The 15,587-nt window shown below is 72.8% G+C and carries 14 protein-coding genes; 4 read left to right on the forward strand and 10 right to left on the reverse strand.

Going from position 1 to position 15,587, the window contains the following annotated elements; genetic code table 11:
- Positions 1-46: 46 nt before the first annotated feature.
- Positions 47-943, forward strand: a complete 897-nt coding sequence (locus AB0M43_RS12525; protein ID WP_363723889.1) for a 5'-3' exonuclease — start codon at positions 47-49, stop codon at positions 941-943.
- 78 nt (positions 944-1,021) lie between these two features.
- Here AB0M43_RS12525 and AB0M43_RS12530 read toward each other — a convergent pair whose 3' ends face one another.
- A complete protein-coding gene (locus AB0M43_RS12530; RefSeq protein ID WP_363723890.1) occupies positions 1,022-2,083 on the reverse strand; it encodes a S1 family peptidase in 1,062 nt (353 codons plus the stop codon).
- Positions 2,084-2,394: 311 nt separating this feature from the next.
- Positions 2,395-5,118, reverse strand: coding sequence for a DEAD/DEAH box helicase (locus AB0M43_RS12535; RefSeq protein ID WP_363723892.1), 2,724 nt, complete (start codon positions 5,116-5,118; stop codon positions 2,395-2,397).
- Positions 5,119-5,401: 283 nt separating this feature from the next.
- Between AB0M43_RS12535 and AB0M43_RS12540 the strand changes: the two genes are divergently transcribed.
- The gene (locus tag AB0M43_RS12540) at positions 5,402-6,121 is read left to right on the forward strand and encodes an HAD family hydrolase (RefSeq protein WP_363723893.1); all 720 of its coding nucleotides are present in this window, start codon (positions 5,402-5,404) and stop codon (positions 6,119-6,121) included.
- Positions 6,122-6,418: 297 nt separating this feature from the next.
- Here AB0M43_RS12540 and AB0M43_RS12545 read toward each other — a convergent pair whose 3' ends face one another.
- The 6 genes from AB0M43_RS12545 to AB0M43_RS12570 form a co-directional block, all read right to left on the reverse strand.
- Positions 6,419-7,261: a diacylglycerol kinase family protein gene (locus AB0M43_RS12545; protein WP_363723895.1), complete on the reverse strand. Its 843-nt coding sequence runs from the start codon at positions 7,259-7,261 to the stop codon at positions 6,419-6,421.
- A 138-nt stretch (positions 7,262-7,399) separates the two neighbouring features.
- Positions 7,400-8,323, reverse strand: coding sequence for a twin-arginine translocase subunit TatC (gene tatC / locus AB0M43_RS12550; protein WP_363723897.1), 924 nt, complete (start codon positions 8,321-8,323; stop codon positions 7,400-7,402).
- 12 nt (positions 8,324-8,335) lie between these two features.
- Positions 8,336-8,599, reverse strand: a complete 264-nt coding sequence (gene tatA, locus AB0M43_RS12555) for a Sec-independent protein translocase subunit TatA (RefSeq protein WP_363723899.1) — start codon at positions 8,597-8,599, stop codon at positions 8,336-8,338.
- Between the two features lie 184 nt (positions 8,600-8,783).
- Positions 8,784-9,014: a hypothetical protein gene (locus AB0M43_RS12560; RefSeq protein WP_363723901.1), complete on the reverse strand. Its 231-nt coding sequence runs from the start codon at positions 9,012-9,014 to the stop codon at positions 8,784-8,786.
- Positions 9,015-9,314: 300 nt separating this feature from the next.
- The gene (locus tag AB0M43_RS12565; RefSeq protein WP_363723903.1) at positions 9,315-10,253 is read right to left on the reverse strand and encodes a WYL domain-containing protein; all 939 of its coding nucleotides are present in this window, start codon (positions 10,251-10,253) and stop codon (positions 9,315-9,317) included.
- A 100-nt stretch (positions 10,254-10,353) separates the two neighbouring features.
- Entirely contained in the window at positions 10,354-11,337 is a 984-nt protein-coding gene (locus AB0M43_RS12570; protein WP_363723904.1) for a WYL domain-containing protein, read from the reverse strand.
- Positions 11,338-11,367: 30 nt separating this feature from the next.
- On the opposite strand from AB0M43_RS12570, the gene AB0M43_RS12575 reads away from it, so the two are divergent.
- On the forward strand, positions 11,368-12,438 hold the full coding sequence (locus tag AB0M43_RS12575; RefSeq protein ID WP_363723906.1) for a DUF3866 family protein: 1,071 nt from the start codon (positions 11,368-11,370) through the stop codon (positions 12,436-12,438).
- 177 nt (positions 12,439-12,615) lie between these two features.
- Positions 12,616-13,305, forward strand: a complete 690-nt coding sequence (locus tag AB0M43_RS12580) for an HAD family hydrolase (RefSeq protein WP_363723908.1) — start codon at positions 12,616-12,618, stop codon at positions 13,303-13,305.
- A gap of 621 nt (positions 13,306-13,926) precedes the next feature.
- Here AB0M43_RS12580 and AB0M43_RS12585 read toward each other — a convergent pair.
- Both AB0M43_RS12585 and pafA read right to left on the reverse strand, forming a co-directional pair.
- On the reverse strand, positions 13,927-14,112 hold the full coding sequence (locus AB0M43_RS12585) for a hypothetical protein (protein WP_363723910.1): 186 nt from the start codon (positions 14,110-14,112) through the stop codon (positions 13,927-13,929).
- Between the two features lie 83 nt (positions 14,113-14,195).
- The gene (pafA, locus tag AB0M43_RS12590) at positions 14,196-15,554 is read right to left on the reverse strand and encodes a Pup--protein ligase (RefSeq protein WP_363723912.1); all 1,359 of its coding nucleotides are present in this window, start codon (positions 15,552-15,554) and stop codon (positions 14,196-14,198) included.
- Positions 15,555-15,587 lie beyond the last annotated feature (33 nt).

Here is a 15,587-nt window from a genome sequence, read left to right on the forward strand (position 1 = left end):
TGCGGTCCGGCCGCGGCTGTCACACCCGGGGCCTAGGCTGGGTCCCATGGCATCTCCGCTGCTGGCCCTGGACGCCCCGAGCCTCTACTACCGGGCGTACTTCGGCGTTCCCGAGTCCATCACCGCCCCCGACGGCACCCCCGTCAACGCCGTGCGCGGCTTCCTCGACGCGATGAGCACCCTGATCCGGGGCCGCAGTCCGGACCGGCTGGTCTGCGCGCTGGACTACGACTGGCGGCCGGCGTGGCGGGTGGCCCTGCTCCCGTCGTACAAGGCGCACCGGGTCGTCGACGAGGAGGCCAACGCGGAGGCCACCCCCGACACGCTGTCCCCGCAGGTGCCGATCCTGCTGGACATCCTGGCCGCGCTCGGGATCCCGGCGATCGGCTCGTCCGGCTTCGAGGCCGACGACGTGCTCGGCACCCTGGCCGCCCGGGGTCCCGCCCCCGTCGAGGTGGTCACCGGCGACCGGGACCTGTTCCAGCTGATCGACGACGGCGTCTCCGTGCTGTACGTGGGCCGGGGCGTCGCGAACCTGGAGGTGCTCGACGACGCGGCGGTCCTCGCGAAGTACGGGGTGCCGGCCGCCGGCTACGCGGACTTCGCGGTGCTGCGCGGCGACCCGAGCGACGGGCTGCCCGGGGTGGCCGGGGTGGGCGAGAAGACGGCCGCGAAGCTGATCACCGCGTACGGGGACCTCGACGGCCTGCTGGCGCACGTGCACGAGCAGCCGAAGGGGCTGCAGGCCAAGCTGACGGCCGCCGCCGACTACCTGAAGGTCGCGCCGGAGGTGGTGCGGGTGGCCACCGACGTGGCACTGCCCGATTTCGACCCGACGCTGCCGAAGGAGCCGGTCGACCCGGACGGGCTCGCGGCGCTGGCCGAGCGGTGGGGCGTGACCGGGGCGGTCGGCCGGCTGACCACGGCCATGGCCCGGAACTAGCCGGCGGATCCGCACCGGTACACAACGGAGCTGAGCCGCCGGGGAGGGGACCGGCGGCTCAGCGGTTTCCGGTGACCGTTACGGGATGGTGGCGCCGTAAGCGCTCAGCACCTCGGGCACCGGCTGGAAGAACGTGGTCCCGCCGGAGGTGCAGTTGCCGCTGCCCCCGGAGGTGAGGCCCAGGGCCACGGAACCGGCGAACATCGAGCCGCCGGAGTCGCCACCCTCGGCGCAGACGTTCGTCTTGATCATCTGGTAGACGGAGCCCTGCGCGTAGTTGACGGTCTGGTTGAGCGCCGACACCGTGCCGCTGCGGACCTGGGTGGTGCTGCCGGAACGCCGGACGGCCTGCCCGACGAACGCGTTACCGGCGGAGGTGATGTTCTGGCTGCCGCTGTACAGGTACACGCTGCTGGGGTGCGCGACCGTGGACGTGTACCGCACGATGCCGTAGTCGTTGGTCGGGAAGCTGGTGCCGACCCGGGTGCCGAGCGTGGTGGTGTGCCCCGAGTTGGACCAGAACGTGGTGCCGAGGTTGGTGCAGTGCCCGGCGGTGATGAAGTGTGCCTGGCCGCCGCGGGTCACGTTGAACCCGAGCGAACAGCGGGAGCTACCCATGTAGATGGCCTGGCCACCGGCGATGAACGGCGTGAACGTGCCCTTGTCGAACTCCAGGCGGGCCGCCCCGTCGAGCTTGCCGACGACCGACTTGAGCTGGTCGAGTTTCGCGCCGGTGACGGTGCTGTCGGCGGTGACGACGACCTGGTTGGTCGCGGGGTCGGTGCCCCACGCCGTGCCGGGGATCGTCGCCGAACGGGTCAGCTCGGCGGTCGCGGCGGCCAGTTGGCCCGCGCTCCGGCTGACGATCTGGGGAACGGCGCCGGCCCGGTAGACCGCCGAGGCGGCTTCGGCGTCGGTGACCGTGACGACCATCCGGCCGAGACCGGCGTCCAGGTAGGTGCCGGCCGACTTGTCGCCGAGGGACCGCGACAGGTCCGCGGAGGCGTCCGCGCCGATGCCGGCCTTGATGCCCGACTCGGCGGACAGCGCGCCGGTGCCGGGCGTGGCCTGGGCGATGGTGGGAATGAGCAGGGCACCGGCGACGAGACCGGTGGCCGCGAGCAGTTTCGTGACTCTCACACGTGCCTCCCAGAGAGGGGGGTGGACGCGCCCGGGATGGCGCGCCCGACTCGGAGGCGCATCGGATTCCGCACGGAACGAGGTGCATCCGCGACAATTGCCTAATCCGATGCTGAACCGTGATGGGGATGTTTCCATGCCGCAATGTCATCAACAAGCGGCACACCAGGATCAGGGCAACACTGTGGACACCTGGACCCACAAGCTGGCACGGCGTGACATGAGTGTGAATGTTCGAGATTCAAGCCCATCAATTTCGACGGGTACGGGGGCTGGCGCGGCCGGGCCCCCAGAGGAGCCCGGCCGGGGCCTCACGCCATCGACGAGTACGCCAGCACCCCGCGCCGCATGTCGTCCATCGCCTGCCGCGCCGTGTCCCGCAGCGGCGTGTCCCCCGAGGCCTCCGCCAACTGCCCCAACAGGTCGATCACCTGCCGGCACCAGCGCACGAAGTCACCGGCCGGCATCTCCGTGTCCAGGCCGTGCACACTGGACAGCACCTTGGGCAGGGCCTCGCCGCGCGCCCACCGGTACACCGGCCAGACGAAGCCGAGGTCCGGTTCGCGGGTCAGCTGCAGGCCGCGCGCCGCCTCGTCGGACTCCACCTCGCCCCACAGCCGCAGGGTCTCCTCCACCGCGTCGCCGACCGCGCCCCGGGGCACGGAGGCCCGGTCGTCGGTGTCGCGGCGCGCCTCGTACACCAGGACGGAGGCGGCGGCGGCCAGCTCCGACGGGGACAGCCCGTCCCACACGCCCCGGCGCAGGCACTCGGCGACCAGCAGGTCGGTCTCGGCCCAGATCCGCGACAGGGTGCGCCCGGCCTTGGTGACCTGGCCGTCCGCGCTCAGGTAGCCCCGGTCGGTCAGTAGCCCGCACACCTTGTCGAACGTGCGGGTCAGCGAGCCGGTCCGGTTCTCCACCTTGTCGCGCAGGGTCTGGGTCTCCTTGTTCAGCCGCTCGCGCCGCTCCGCCCACCGGGCGTGGTCCTCGCGCTCCGGGCACTCGTGGCACGGGTGCCGGCGCAGCGCGCGGCGCAGCTCGTCGAGCTGGCGGTCGTCGGCCGCCCCGGACCGGGCCCGGCGCGCGCCCCGCCGGGCGGACTGCGAGATCTCGACGTTGCGCAGGCTCGACACCAGGTCGCGACGGTCCTGAGGGGACCGGGGGTTGAAGTGCTTCGGCACCCGGATGTGGCCGAGCGGCTCCACCGGGCTGGTGAAGTCCGTGGCCGGGATCCGGCCGGCCCAGCGGTCCTCGGTGACGATCAGCGGCCGGGGGTCGCCGAAGCCGCCCACGCCCGGGTCGATCACGATGGCCAGCCCGGTGCGCTTGCCCGTCGGCACCTTGATGATGTCCCCGGCCTTGAGCCGAGCCACCGACGCGGCCGCGTTGGCCCGCCGGGTACTGGCCGACTCGCGGGCCAGGCCGCGTTCCCGGTCGGCGATGGCGACCCGGAGCGCGTAGTACTCCGCGTAGTCGCCGAGGTGGCACTCCATGTCGGCGTCCATCGCCGCCAGGCCCTCCTCGTTGCGCACCACCTGGCGGGACGCGCCCACCACGGACCGGTCGGCCTGGAACTGCGCGAACGACGAGGCCAGCAGCTCCCGGGCCCGCGCGGGGCCGACGCTGGCCACGAGGTTGACGGCCATGTTGTAGGAGGGCCGGAAACTCGACTTCAACGGGTACGTCCGGGTGGAGGCCAGCCCGGCCACGTGCCGGGGGTCGGTCTCCGGGGACCACAGCACGACGGCGTGGCCCTCCACGTCGATCCCGCGCCGCCCCGCCCGCCCGGTCAGCTGCGTGTACTCCCCCGGGGTCAGGTCGACGTGCGCCTCCCCGTTGAACTTGACCAGCTTCTCCAGCACCACCGACCGGGCCGGCATGTTGATGCCCAGCGCGAGCGTCTCGGTGGCGAACACGGCCTTGACCAGGCCCCGGACGAACAGCTCCTCCACGATCTCCTTGAAGACCGGCAGCATGCCCGCGTGGTGGGCGGCCAGGCCGCGTTCGAGGCCTTCGAGGAACTCGTAGTACCCGAGGACGTTGAGGTCCTCGTGCGGTAGCGCGGCCGTGCGGCTCTCCACGATCCGGCGGATCTCGCGCCGGTCCTCGGGGTCGGTCAGCTTCAGCCCCGAGCGCAGGCACTGCTGGACGGCCGCGTCGCAGCCCGCGCGGCTGAAGATGAACACGATCGCCGGCAGCAGGCCCTCGCGGTCCAGCCGTTCGATGACGTCGACCCGGCCCGCGATCAGGTCCCGGCCGGAGCGGCCCCGCCGGCCCCGGTCGTCCCAGCCGATCTGGCGCAGCAGGTCCCGGGTGCGCCGGAGCAGCTCCGGGTGCACCTCGTGCTTGCTGGCCGCCTCCTGGTCGTGGAACAGGTCGAACATCCGCTTGCCGACGAGCATGTGCTGCCAGAGGGGTACGGGCCGGTGCTCGCTGACCACGATCTTCGTCTCGCCGCGCACGGTGACCAGCCAGTCGGCGAACTCCTCCGCGTTGGAGACGGTGGCCGACAGCGAGATCAGCGACACCGACGGCGGCAGGTGGATGATCACCTCCTCCCAGACCGCGCCCCGGAACCGGTCGGCGAGGTAGTGCACCTCGTCCATGACCACATACGACAGCGTGTCGAGGGTCTGCGACCGCGCGTAGAGCATGTTGCGGAGCACCTCGGTGGTCATCACGACCACGGGCGCGTCGCCGTTGATGGCGTTGTCCCCGGTGAGCAGGCCGACCTTGTCCGCCCCGTGCACCGCGACCAGATCGTTGAACTTCTGGTTCGACAGCGCCTTGATCGGCGTCGTGTAGAAGCACTTGCGGCCCTCGCGCAGCGCCTGGAACACCGCGAACTCGCCGACCACGGTCTTGCCGGCCCCCGTGGGCGCGCACACCAGCACGCCGGTGCCCCGTTCCACCGCCTCGCAGGCCTCGATCTGGAAATCGTCCAGTTCGAAGTCGAGGCCCCGCAGGAAGTCGTTCAGGGCCGGGTAGGCGGCCCGCCTGCGGAAGTCACCGTACCGGTCGGCGGGGCTTGTCATGCTCTCTAGGCTAAGCCATGGTCAACTCTGTTTCGTCGCGGCGCGAACGCGGATCCCTTTCCTGACCGGCCCCTGACGGGTCGGTCGGCCCCCCGGGGCCCCGCCGGCGTCACCCGCCGGACCCGCGCCCGCCCCTTCCGGACGTGTGGCGAGGTCAGGACGCACCCGACGCGCCGTCCCGCGTCCGCTCACCGGTCGCTTTCCCGTGTGCACACCCGGGAAACCGCACAGGGGACCCCCTGCCTCCGCAGTCTCGCTGCCGGGAGTCGGTATGGTGCAGAGCGTGACGCAGACAGAGCACCCCCCGAGTCCGCGCCGCCCGGTGGAGGCGGTTCTCGTCGACTTCCACGGCACGCTCGCCCAGGTGGAGGACGCCCCCCTGTGGCTCGCCGCGGCCGTCGAGGCGTGTGGCACCACCCTGGAGGGCCCCCGGGCCACCATCCTGCTCGACCGGCTGCTCACGGCGGGCCGCGCCGGTGGGCCCACGCCCGCCCGGATCCCGCCCCAGCTCGCGGAGGTGTGGGCCGAGCGCGACCTGTACCCGCACGCCCACCGGGCCGCCTACGCCGGGCTGGCCGCCACCGTGCAGTCCCCGATCGAGGGCCTCGCCGACGCCCTCTACGACCGGATCCGGCTCCCCGAGGGCTGGGTCGCGTACGCCGACACGGTCACCGTGCTCAGCGCCCTCAAGGACGCCGGCATCCCGACCGCGCTGGTGTCCAACATCGGCTTCGACATCCGGCCGATCTGCGAGGCGCTCGGCTTCGGCCACCTGATCACCGAGTGGGTGCTGTCCTACGAGCTCGGCCGGTGCAAGCCGGAGAAGGCCGTGTTCACCCACGCGTGCTCGGTGCTCGGCGTGCCCGAGGACCGGGCGCTGATGGTGGGCGACAGCGCGGCGGACGGGGCGGCCGTGGTGGCCGGCCTCCAGGCGCTGCTGCTGCCGGCCTCGCCGCCCGGGGCGGTGCACGGCCTGTCGGCGATCCTGGACTTCGTCTCCTGACCCGACCGGGGCCGGGGCACCGGAACCCTGGCGCTGCTGAGGCCGGGGCCGGGACCTCGGAACCCGGGCGGTGCGGAGGCCGGGGCCGGGCGGGCGAGTCCGCGCTCCGCGCGCCTGGGGTCACGCCGCAGGCCTTCCTCGCCGGGCCGAACTGACCGACCGCGCGCGTGGGGTCACGCCGATCCGGTTGGAGTAGGAGTCGCTCACCTGGGTCCGCGCTCCGCGCGTGGGATCACGCCCGTTCGGCGGCGACAGGCACGAGCCGGGCGCGCCGACCGCGTACCCCGATGATGGTTTCTAGTGCAGCAGGGTCAGCGCGCCCGGCTCGCAGGTGACCGTCACCGGCAGCGGGCCGAGCCGCTCCCCGTCGGCGTAGCAGTGCAGGTCGGGGCCGGCGATCTCCAGCGTCCGGGCCCGCAGGGTGCGCACGGCCGGGTGCGTCACGTGCGTCCCGCCGCGCACCTTCGGCTTCAGGGTCGCCAGGGCCAGCCGGCCCGCCACGCCCAGCGTCACGTCGAGCAGCCCGTCGGCCGGGTCGGCGCCCGGGCAGATCCGCATCCCGCCGCCGTAGGACGTCGTGTTGCCCACCGCGAGGAGCACCGAGTCCAGCTCGGCGGGTTCGCCGTCGATCACCAGCCGGTACCGCAGCGGGCGCAGCCGGGCCAGCTCCGCGAAGATCGCCAGGTCGTACCGCATCGGCCCGCGCGGCCAGCGCATCCGGTTCGCCCGCTCGTTGACCAGCGCGTCGAACCCGGCCGCCAGCACGCTGCCGTACCAGGACGTGCCGTGCGCCCCGTCCACCCGGGCCAGATCCACCTGACGGGTACGCCCCGCCAGCACCGCCGCCACGGCCGCCCCCGGGTCGGCGGGCAGCCCCAGTCCGGTCGCCAGGTCGTTGCCGGTGCCCAGCGGGACGATGCCCAGCGGGACGCCGGTCCCCGCGAGCGCCTGGAGGGCCAGGTGCGCCGTGCCGTCCCCGCCCATGGCCACCACGGCGGAGGCTCCCCCGGCGACGGCGGCCCGGACGGCGCCGGCCCCCTCGGGGAGCAGCTCGTGCGGGCCGAGCTGGGCGAGCAGGGCCGGTAGCAGGGCGGCATGGCGGCCCTTGCCCGCGGTGGGGTTGGCGACGACGGCGATCACCGGGGAAACGTAGCGGGTCTCCCGGTGAACCGGAAGACCCGTCGGTAACTTACGCGCCGGACGTGCTGGTCGAACCACATGGCGAGCGTCCCGCGCGGACGGCGAGCGTCCCGGTGTCCCGGGGCGCCCGCCGGCCCGCTAGATGCTGTCGTCGAACCTGCTGCGCCGGTCGAGCTTCTCCGGCTCGGGCACCGGCTCCGGTTCGGCGACCGGTTCGGGCTTGTAGTCCAGCGGCGCGGCCTCGTCGTCGGCCAGGTTCGCGTACTCGGCGGCGCCGCTCTTGCGCCCGCGTCGCCGGTCGTTGAGCCACGCGATGCCGATCGCGATGAAGTACATCAGGCTCAGCGCCAGCGCCAGCCCCGTCATGACGAACGGGTCGGGCGTGGGCGTGGCGATCGCGGCGAAGATGAAGAACAGGAAGACGACGGTGCGCCACCAGCTCAGCATCTTCTTCGCGCTGACCAGGCCGGCGAAGTTGAGCATCACCGCGAGCAGCGGGAACTCGAACGCCACCCCGAAGATCAGCATGAAGTTGGTGACCCAGCTGACGTACCGGGTGAGTTCGAGCGAGTTGGTCAGGTGCTCCTCCTGCGCGGGCAGCAGGAACTCCAGCCCCTTGCCGACCACCAGGTACGCCAGGAACGCGCCCGTCAGGAACAACGGCGTGGCGGCGGCCACGAACGCGTACGCCCAGCGGCGTTCCCGCTTGTGCAGGCCCGGGGCGACGAACGCCCAGATCTGGTACAGCCAGACCGGGGCCGCGACCACGAGGCCGGCCCACATGGCGACCTTGAGCTTGAGCAGGAAGACGTCGCCGACGCCCAACTGCAGCATGTCCGGGGCCTGGCCGTCGGGGAACAGGTCGCGGTACGGCTCCTGCAGGCGCTCCAGGATCCACGTGTGCAGCTTGAACACGTAGATCGCGATGAACCCGACGAGGATGCCGAGGAACGCCTTGAACAGGCGGTTCCGCAGTTCGCGGAGGTGCTCCATGAGAGGCATGGAGCCGTCGGCGGCCGGCTTCGACCGCGCCGCCGACCGTTTACGCAGGACGGGGCTCACGAACTTCCGTCGTTAGATGCTGGTGTCGCGCGGCGGGGCGGCCGGCGGCTGCACGACCGGGGGTGCCGGCTGCACGGCGGGCGCGGGCGGGGCGGCCGGCGGAGGCGTCTGGGCCTGCGCGGCGTTGCCGTCCTCGGCGAGACCCTTGGTCTCCGCCTTGATGATCCGCATCGACTTGCCCAGCGAACGGGCGGCGTCGGGGAGCCGCTTGGACCCGAAGAGCAAGACCACCGCAATGATGATCACAGCCCAGTGCCACGGCTGCAAACTACCCATCAGGAACCTCCAAGGCTTGTCAACGCAGTTCCATGGTACGCGTCCGCCGTCCCGGTATCGGGAGTGCGGCGACGTCGTCCCGCCGGGCAAGTGTTGCCAACTGACGAGAAAACGTCAACCTCGCGCAGGTATACGCACGGTAACCGCAGCAAGTTGTTACGTTGCCGGCGGTGATTTATAACATTTAAGAAGGTTTACGGTTTACTGCGGCCGCCCCGGCCTTCGCGCTGACCGCGTCGACCGTGCTCTGCAACCGCTCCAGCTTCGCCTGCAACACCAGCGCGTCGCCCTGCCGCGCCTCCAGCCGGGCCGCCGCCAGCCGCAGGGGCCGCAGCCGCCGCACCAGGGGCAGGCAGGCGAGCACGAGCAGCACGACGCCGACCACGAACCCGGCACCCAGAATCCACCACACCACGCCCAGACCCTACCCCGCGCGCCCGACGGTTCCCGCCTGCCACCCGTGGCGAAACCCGACACCCACCATCGGGGTACCGGAAGCGGGCGCCCGTTTCCCGCCACGGAGTCCCGTGCGCACGGATCGGCCGTGGGCGAGCCCGCCGTCGGGTCGCCGCGCGCCGCGTCCGCAGCGTGGGCGGGGCAGATCCTGGTGGGAGCCACCGATCAGAGCCCAGGTAAGCCGCGTCCGCAGCCCGGGCCGGAGGGTCGGGGCGGGCCGTCAGATGCCCGCGGCCCGTGCTGGGCCGGTGTCTGACGCTCAGTCGGTCGCGTACGCCAGCAGCGCGGAGCGGGCCGCGTCCCCGATCGACGCCACCAGCTCCGGTGGGGCCACCGCGCTCGCCCGGCCGCCCAGGCCGAGGATCAGCCGGTGCGCCCAGCCCAGGTCCGCCGCGCGCAGGGTCACGATCCAGTCCCCGTCGGGCTGCGGCGTGACCGACTCGCAGGGGTAGTACTCGGTCACCCAGCGGGCCTCGCGGGCGATCCGCAGCGTCACCAGGGGCAGTTCCGGGGTCGGCCGGAACACGCCCTGCGCGACGTCGGTGGGCACCGCCCAGGGCGGCGGGGCGCTGGGCTCCTCCAGCTCGGCGAGCGCGTCGATCCGGTCGGCCCGGAACAGCCGGACGGAGCACGCGGACCGGCACCACGCCTCCAGGTACGTCCGGCCGTCGGCCAGCAGCAGGCGCATCGGGTCCACGACGCGCTCGGTGGAGGCGTCGCGGCGGGCCGTGTAGTACGTGATCCGCAGGGCGCGGCCCCGGTCCATCGCGCCGCGCAGCTCCTCGACCCGTTCGGGCTGGTCGGGCATGCGGACCGCGAACCCCTCGGCCGCCGCCACCTTCTCGATCTTCGCGAGGGTGCGGTGCACGACGTCGCGGTCCATCGCGCCCGGCGACTCGGCGAGCAGCCGCAGCGCGACGTGCAGGGCGAGGGCCTCGTCCGGGGTGAGCCGCAGCGGCCGGTCGATCCCGGCGTCGTAGGTGATGGTGACGCTGTCCTCGTCGACGGCCATGTCGATCAGGTCGCCGGGCCCGTACCCGGGCAGGCCGCACATCCAGAGGAGTTCGAGGTCCTCGCGGAGCTGGCGCTCGGTCACGCCCAGGTCGGCGGCGGCGTCGGCGATCAGGATGCCGGGGCGGGCCAGCAGGTAGGGCACCAGGTTGAGCAGCCGGCCGAGCCGGTCGGCGGACGGGGTCACGCGGCCACCTCCCGGAGAACGGGGCGGGCCGGGCCGGGGGCGTGGCGGGCCGGGCCGGCCTCCGGGCAGGTGGGGAACCGCCGGGGCGGCACGGGGCGGGTCACGCGGCCACCTCCGCCGGGGAGTGCAGCCCCGCGAGCACCCGGAGCTGGTGGACCACCGCGTCGCGCACCTCGGGCGGGTCGAGGACCAGCACGTCGGCCCCGTACCCGACGAGGAACTCGGCGAGCCGGTCGGCGTCGGCGTACGCCAACGTGGCCACGTCCCCTTCGAGCCGGTCCGCGCGCCGCCGGATCCCGTCGGCCCGCCCGGGGGCCAGCCGCACGGTCGCCCGCCCGGTCCGCTCGGGCGCGGGCCCGCCGGAGAACCGGGCCACCTGCGAGATCAGGTCCACCCCGTCGGGCGTCGTGTACGCCCCCGGCTCGCCCGTCGCGCGCACCGTGCCGACGATCCGGGACAGCCGGAAGCACCGGGTGGCGCCCCGGTCGAGGTCGTGGCCCACCACGTACCACCGGCCGCGCCAGCAGACGGCGCCCCACGGCTGGAGCCGGCGGCGGCGCGCGGCGTCCTCGGTGGGGATCCGGTAGTCGAAGGTGATCACCCGGCGGTCGCGGACGGCGGCCGTGACGGGTTCGAAGGAGGGCTCCACGCCCAGGGTCGGCTCGACGCCGAGGGTGGCGTGCGGGTCGACGTCGATGCCGGCCGCGCGCAGTTTCGTCAGGCCGGACGAGGCGGCGGCGGCCAGGCCGTGGTCGCGCCACAGTTTGGCGGCGATGCCGACGGTGGCGGCCTCGTCGGGTTCGAGCTGGACCTCGGGGAGGGCGTAGTCGCGCTGGGCGATCCGGTAGCCGGGTTCGGCGTCGAAGACGCTCGATGTGCCGGTCTCCAGGGGGACGCCCAACTCGCGGAGTTCGGCCTTGTCCCGTTCGAACTTGCGCTGGAACGCCTCGTGGTCCTTGCTCACCGACGGGTCATGCTCATAACCTGGGACAGTCTGCGCGATCTGGGCGGCGGTGAGGAACCGGCGGGTCGACAGCAGACAGATCACCAGGTTGACGAGGCGCTCTGTGCGGGTGCGGGACACCTGTCGACGTTAGCAGGGTAGGTTGCGGGGGTGCTGCGCTGGCGATCCGGAACCGTGCTGACCGTCCGTCGTTCCTGGAAGGGCGCCGTCGAGCTCGACGTCACCGTTGACGCCCGAAACCCGGAAGATCCTCCTTTGGTACGCGCGCTGGCGTACCCGGCGATGGTCGGCGACCCGGTGCCCGGCGACCGGGTGCTGCTGAACACCAACGCGCTGAGCCTGGGCCTGGGCACCGGCGGGTACGCGCTGGTGGTCGCCCTCCCCGACCGGCTCCCCCCGGACTCCGACGCCCCGGGGCACGTGATGAAGGCGCGGTACACCCCGCAGCAGGTCACCGTCCTGGCCGCCGACGAGGAGGCGTCGCCCCACCGGGCGGTGCTGGCCGACGCCGACGACCTCGACGGGCTCCCGGTCCTGGTGGCCGACCTGCACTCGGCGCTCCCCGCCCTGCTCGCCGGGATCCTCGCCGACACCCCCACGGCCCGGGTCGCGTACGTGATGACGGACGGGGGCGCGCTGCCCGCCTGGTTCTCCCGGAACCTCGACGCGCTGTCGGGGCTGATCGCCGGGGTGGTCACGGTCGGCCAGTCCTTCGGCGGGGACCTGGAGGCCACCAACACCCACACCGGGCTCCTCGCGGCCCGGCACGCGCTCGGCGCGGACGTCGCGATCGTGACGCAGGGGCCGGGCAACCTGGGCACCGGTACCCCCTGGGGCTTCTCCGGGGTGTCCACCGGCGAGGCGGTCAACGCGGCGGCGACCCTGGGCGGCCGGCCGGTGGGCTCGGTGCGGCTGTCGACTGCCGACGGGCGCGCCCGGCACCGGGGCGTGTCCCACCACAGCCTCACCGCGTACGGCCGGGTCGCCCTGGCCCCCGCCGACCTCGTCCTGCCGACCGGCTGCGACCCGGCCCACCTGGAGCAGCTCGCGCCGCTGCTGGCCCGGCACCGGATCGTGCTGGTGGACCCGACGGGGCTCGACGACGCGCTGCGCGCCCTGCCGGTGAAGCTGTCCACTATGGGCCGGGGCCTCGACGCCGAACACGACTACTTCCTCGCGGCGGCGGCGGCGGGCCGGCACGCGGCAGCCCTCGCCGCCTGACCCCGGCGACACAGGGGGCGGGCCGGAATAGTCCGGCTGTCCCGGACCGCAGGCTCCGGCGGCCCACGCGGCCATGTTCCCGGCGGGCCGGGCGCGCGGAAGCCTCGCGCCCCAGCGTTCACCGCCCGGACAGACTCCGGCGGGAACGGGTTCACCGGCCCGCGTCACCCTCGACGCGTGACGCTGATCCGGGGCATTCTGCTGGACCTCGAAGACACCCTGTACCCCCGTTCCCAGTTCCTCGACCAGGCCTGGCAGCGGGTGTGCGCCGTCGGTTCGACCGCCGGCCTGGATCCGGCCCGGTTGCGCCCCGCCCTCGACCGCGCGGCGGCGGGCGGCAGCGACCGGCCCGGCCTGATCGACGAGGCTATCCGCTCGATCGGCGCGGACCTGGCCCTCGTCCCCCGCCTGGTCTACGCCTTCCGGGAGTACTGGCCGACGACCCTGGTGCCCTACCCGGGCGTCGAGGAGCGGCTGGACGAGCTGTCCGCCCGGCTGCCGCTGGTGCTGGTCACCGACGGCAACCCCGCGCAGCAGCGGGCCAAGGTCGAGGCGACCGGCCTGGTGCGGCACTTCCGCGCGGTGGTGTGCACCGACGAGGGCGGCGGCCGAGACTTCCGCAAGCCGCACGGTTCGGGGTTCCGCCGGGGGTTGTCCGCGCTGGCGTGCCCGGCCGACGCCGCGATCATGATCGGGGACCGGCCGGACCGGGACGTGGCCGGCGCGAGTTCGATGGGGATCCGGTCGGTGCGGGTCCGCACCGGGGAGCACGCGGGGCTGCCCGACCACCCGGCGACGTGGCGGACGGCGGACAGCACGGTGGAGGCGCTCGACCTGGTGCTGGGGCTGACCGTCGCGGAGGTCTGACCTTCACGGACCGGTAACGCCCCGACTCGTAACCCTCAAAAGCTTTTGGGGTGTACTCGCCCAGATGCGGCCTTTCCCCCGCCCACCGATCCGGACCACCTCCGCGCACGCGGCCCCAACCTGGCCCACATCCGCCCGGAGCGACCTGAAAATCCGCGCTGAGGCACGCCTCGGTCGGGGGCAGCACCATCCCCGCGCGGAGTGACCTGGAGTCCAGGCTGACGAACGCCTCGGTCGGGGCCAGCACCAACCCCGCGCGGAGCTACCTGAAGTCCACGCTGACGAACGCCCCGGTCGGGGCCAGCACCAACCCCGCCCGGAGCTACCTGAAGTCCACGCTGACGAATGCCCCGGTCGGGGCCAGCACCAACCCCGCGCGCAGTGATCTGAAGCCACCTCGTGCCGCGTCGCCGACCAGATCGCCCCAGCGGGCGGCCCCTGACAAGGGTGCGACTCCCCGCTCGGGACGGCCTGAAGCGGCGTTGTGCCGCGCGGCCTGCCGGAACCGCCGCAGCGCACATGTCACGGCGGCGCACCCGCCGCTCGGCTGGCGCGGACGTGCCGTTGGCCGCGTCGAGGCGCACGCCAGCGCTCCGCCGGACGATCGGCGGGTCGGTCGGGCTACGGGAGCAGGATCAGGGCCAGCCAGCCGACGAGGACGACGGCGAGGATCGCGGCAAGCACCCAGGTGGGGATTTTGTGCCCGCCCGCCCGGTTCCGGCTGATCTCTTCGGCGATCTTGGCACGGCGCTTCTGCACCCGGCTCGTGATGAAGTCGGGGCGGCCGTTCTTCTGCTGGTCACTCATGGCGGTTCCGAGACTACCGGCACCCCGAGGGCCGCATCAAGGCGCGATCCGTGGGGCGTCGCGGCGACGCCCCACGGAACCGGTCACATGCTCGCGATCAGCTTGTCCACGCGCTCGTCGTGCGCCCGGAACGGGTCCTTGCACAGGACGGTGCGCTGGGCCTGGTCGTTGAGCTTGAGGTGCACCCAGTCGACGGTGAAGTCGCGGCGCTTCTCCTGGGCCTGGCGGATGAACTCGCCGCGCAGCCGGGCCCGGGTGGTCTGCGGCGGGGTCTCCTTCGCCTCGAACACCTGGAGCTCGTTGACCACCCGGTCGACGTTGTCGCGCTTCTCGAGCAGGGCGTGCAGGCCCCGCCCGCGCCGGATGTCGTGGTAGGCCAGGTCGAGCTGGGCGACCCGGGGGCTGGACAGGGCGAGGTCGTGGCGGTTCTGGTACCGCTCGATGAGCTTGAGCTTGGCCACCCAGTCGATCTCGCGCTCGATCGCGCCGAGGTTGCCGCTCTCCACCGAGTCGAGGACCCGGCCCCACAGTTCGAGCACGCGGGTGAGGTTGGCGTCGTCGCCGCGCTTGGCGAGGAACTCGACGGCCTTGGTGTAGTACTCCCGCTGGATCTCCAGCGCGCTCGCGTCCTTGCCGTTGGCGAGCTTGATCGGGCGGCGGCCGGTGACGTCGTGCGACACCTCGCGGATCGCCCGGATCGGGTTCTCCAGGGTCAGGTCGCGCAGCACCACGCCGGCCTCGATCATGCGGAGCACGATGTCGGCGGTGCCGACCTTGAGGAGGGTCGTCACCTCGTTCATGTTGGAGTCGCCCACGATGACGTGCAGGCGCCGGTACCGCTCGGCGTCGGCGTGCGGCTCGTCGCGGGTGTTGATGATCGGCCGGGACCGGGTCGTCGCGCTGGAGACGCCCTCCCAGATGTGCTCGGCCCGCTGGGACAGGCAGTAGACCGCGCCGCGCGGGGTCTGCAGCACCTTGCCGGCCCCGCAGATCAGCTGCCGGGTGACCAGGAACGGGATCAGGACGTCGGCGAGTCGGCCGAACTCGCCGTGCCGGCTGACGAGATAGTTCTCGTGGCAGCCGTAGGAGTTGCCGGCCGAGTCGGTGTTGTTCTTGAACAGGTAGATGTCGCCCGCGATGCCCTCGTCGTGCAACCGCTTCTCCGCGTCGACGAGCAGACCTTCGAGAATCCGCTCACCGGCCCGGTCGTGAGCCACCAACTCCGACACCGAATCGCACTCGGGTGTCGCGTATTCGGGGTGGGAACCGACGTCGAGGTAGAGCCGTGCGCCGTTGCGGAGGAAAACGTTACTCGAACGCCCCCACGACACCACACGGCGGAACAGGTAGCGCGCCACCTCGTCCGGGGACAGCCTGCGCTGTCCGTGGAACGTGCAGGTGACCCCGTACTCCGTCTCAATTCCGAAGATGCGCCGATCCATGAACAGACCTTACCGGTACCCACCGACAAAGTA

The sequence above is a fragment of the Longispora sp. NPDC051575 genome (assembly GCF_040681875.1).
Taxonomy (GTDB): domain Bacteria; phylum Actinomycetota; class Actinomycetes; order Mycobacteriales; family Micromonosporaceae; genus Longispora.

Bases quoted from the DNA above. Each gene is read 5' to 3' on its own strand.
- AB0M43_RS12535 (WP_363723892.1), bottom strand. From the start codon at position 5,118: ATGACAAGCCCCGCCGACCGGTACGGTGACTTCCGCAGGCGGGCCGCC.
- tatA (WP_363723899.1), bottom strand. From the start codon at position 8,599: ATGGGTAGTTTGCAGCCGTGGCACTGGGCTGTGATCATCATTGCGGTG.
- AB0M43_RS12585 (WP_363723910.1), bottom strand. From the start codon at position 14,112: ATGAGTGACCAGCAGAAGAACGGCCGCCCCGACTTCATCACGAGCCGG.
- pafA (WP_363723912.1), bottom strand. From the start codon at position 15,554: ATGGATCGGCGCATCTTCGGAATTGAGACGGAGTACGGGGTCACCTGC.
- AB0M43_RS12525 (WP_363723889.1), top strand. From the start codon at position 47: ATGGCATCTCCGCTGCTGGCCCTGGACGCCCCGAGCCTCTACTACCGG.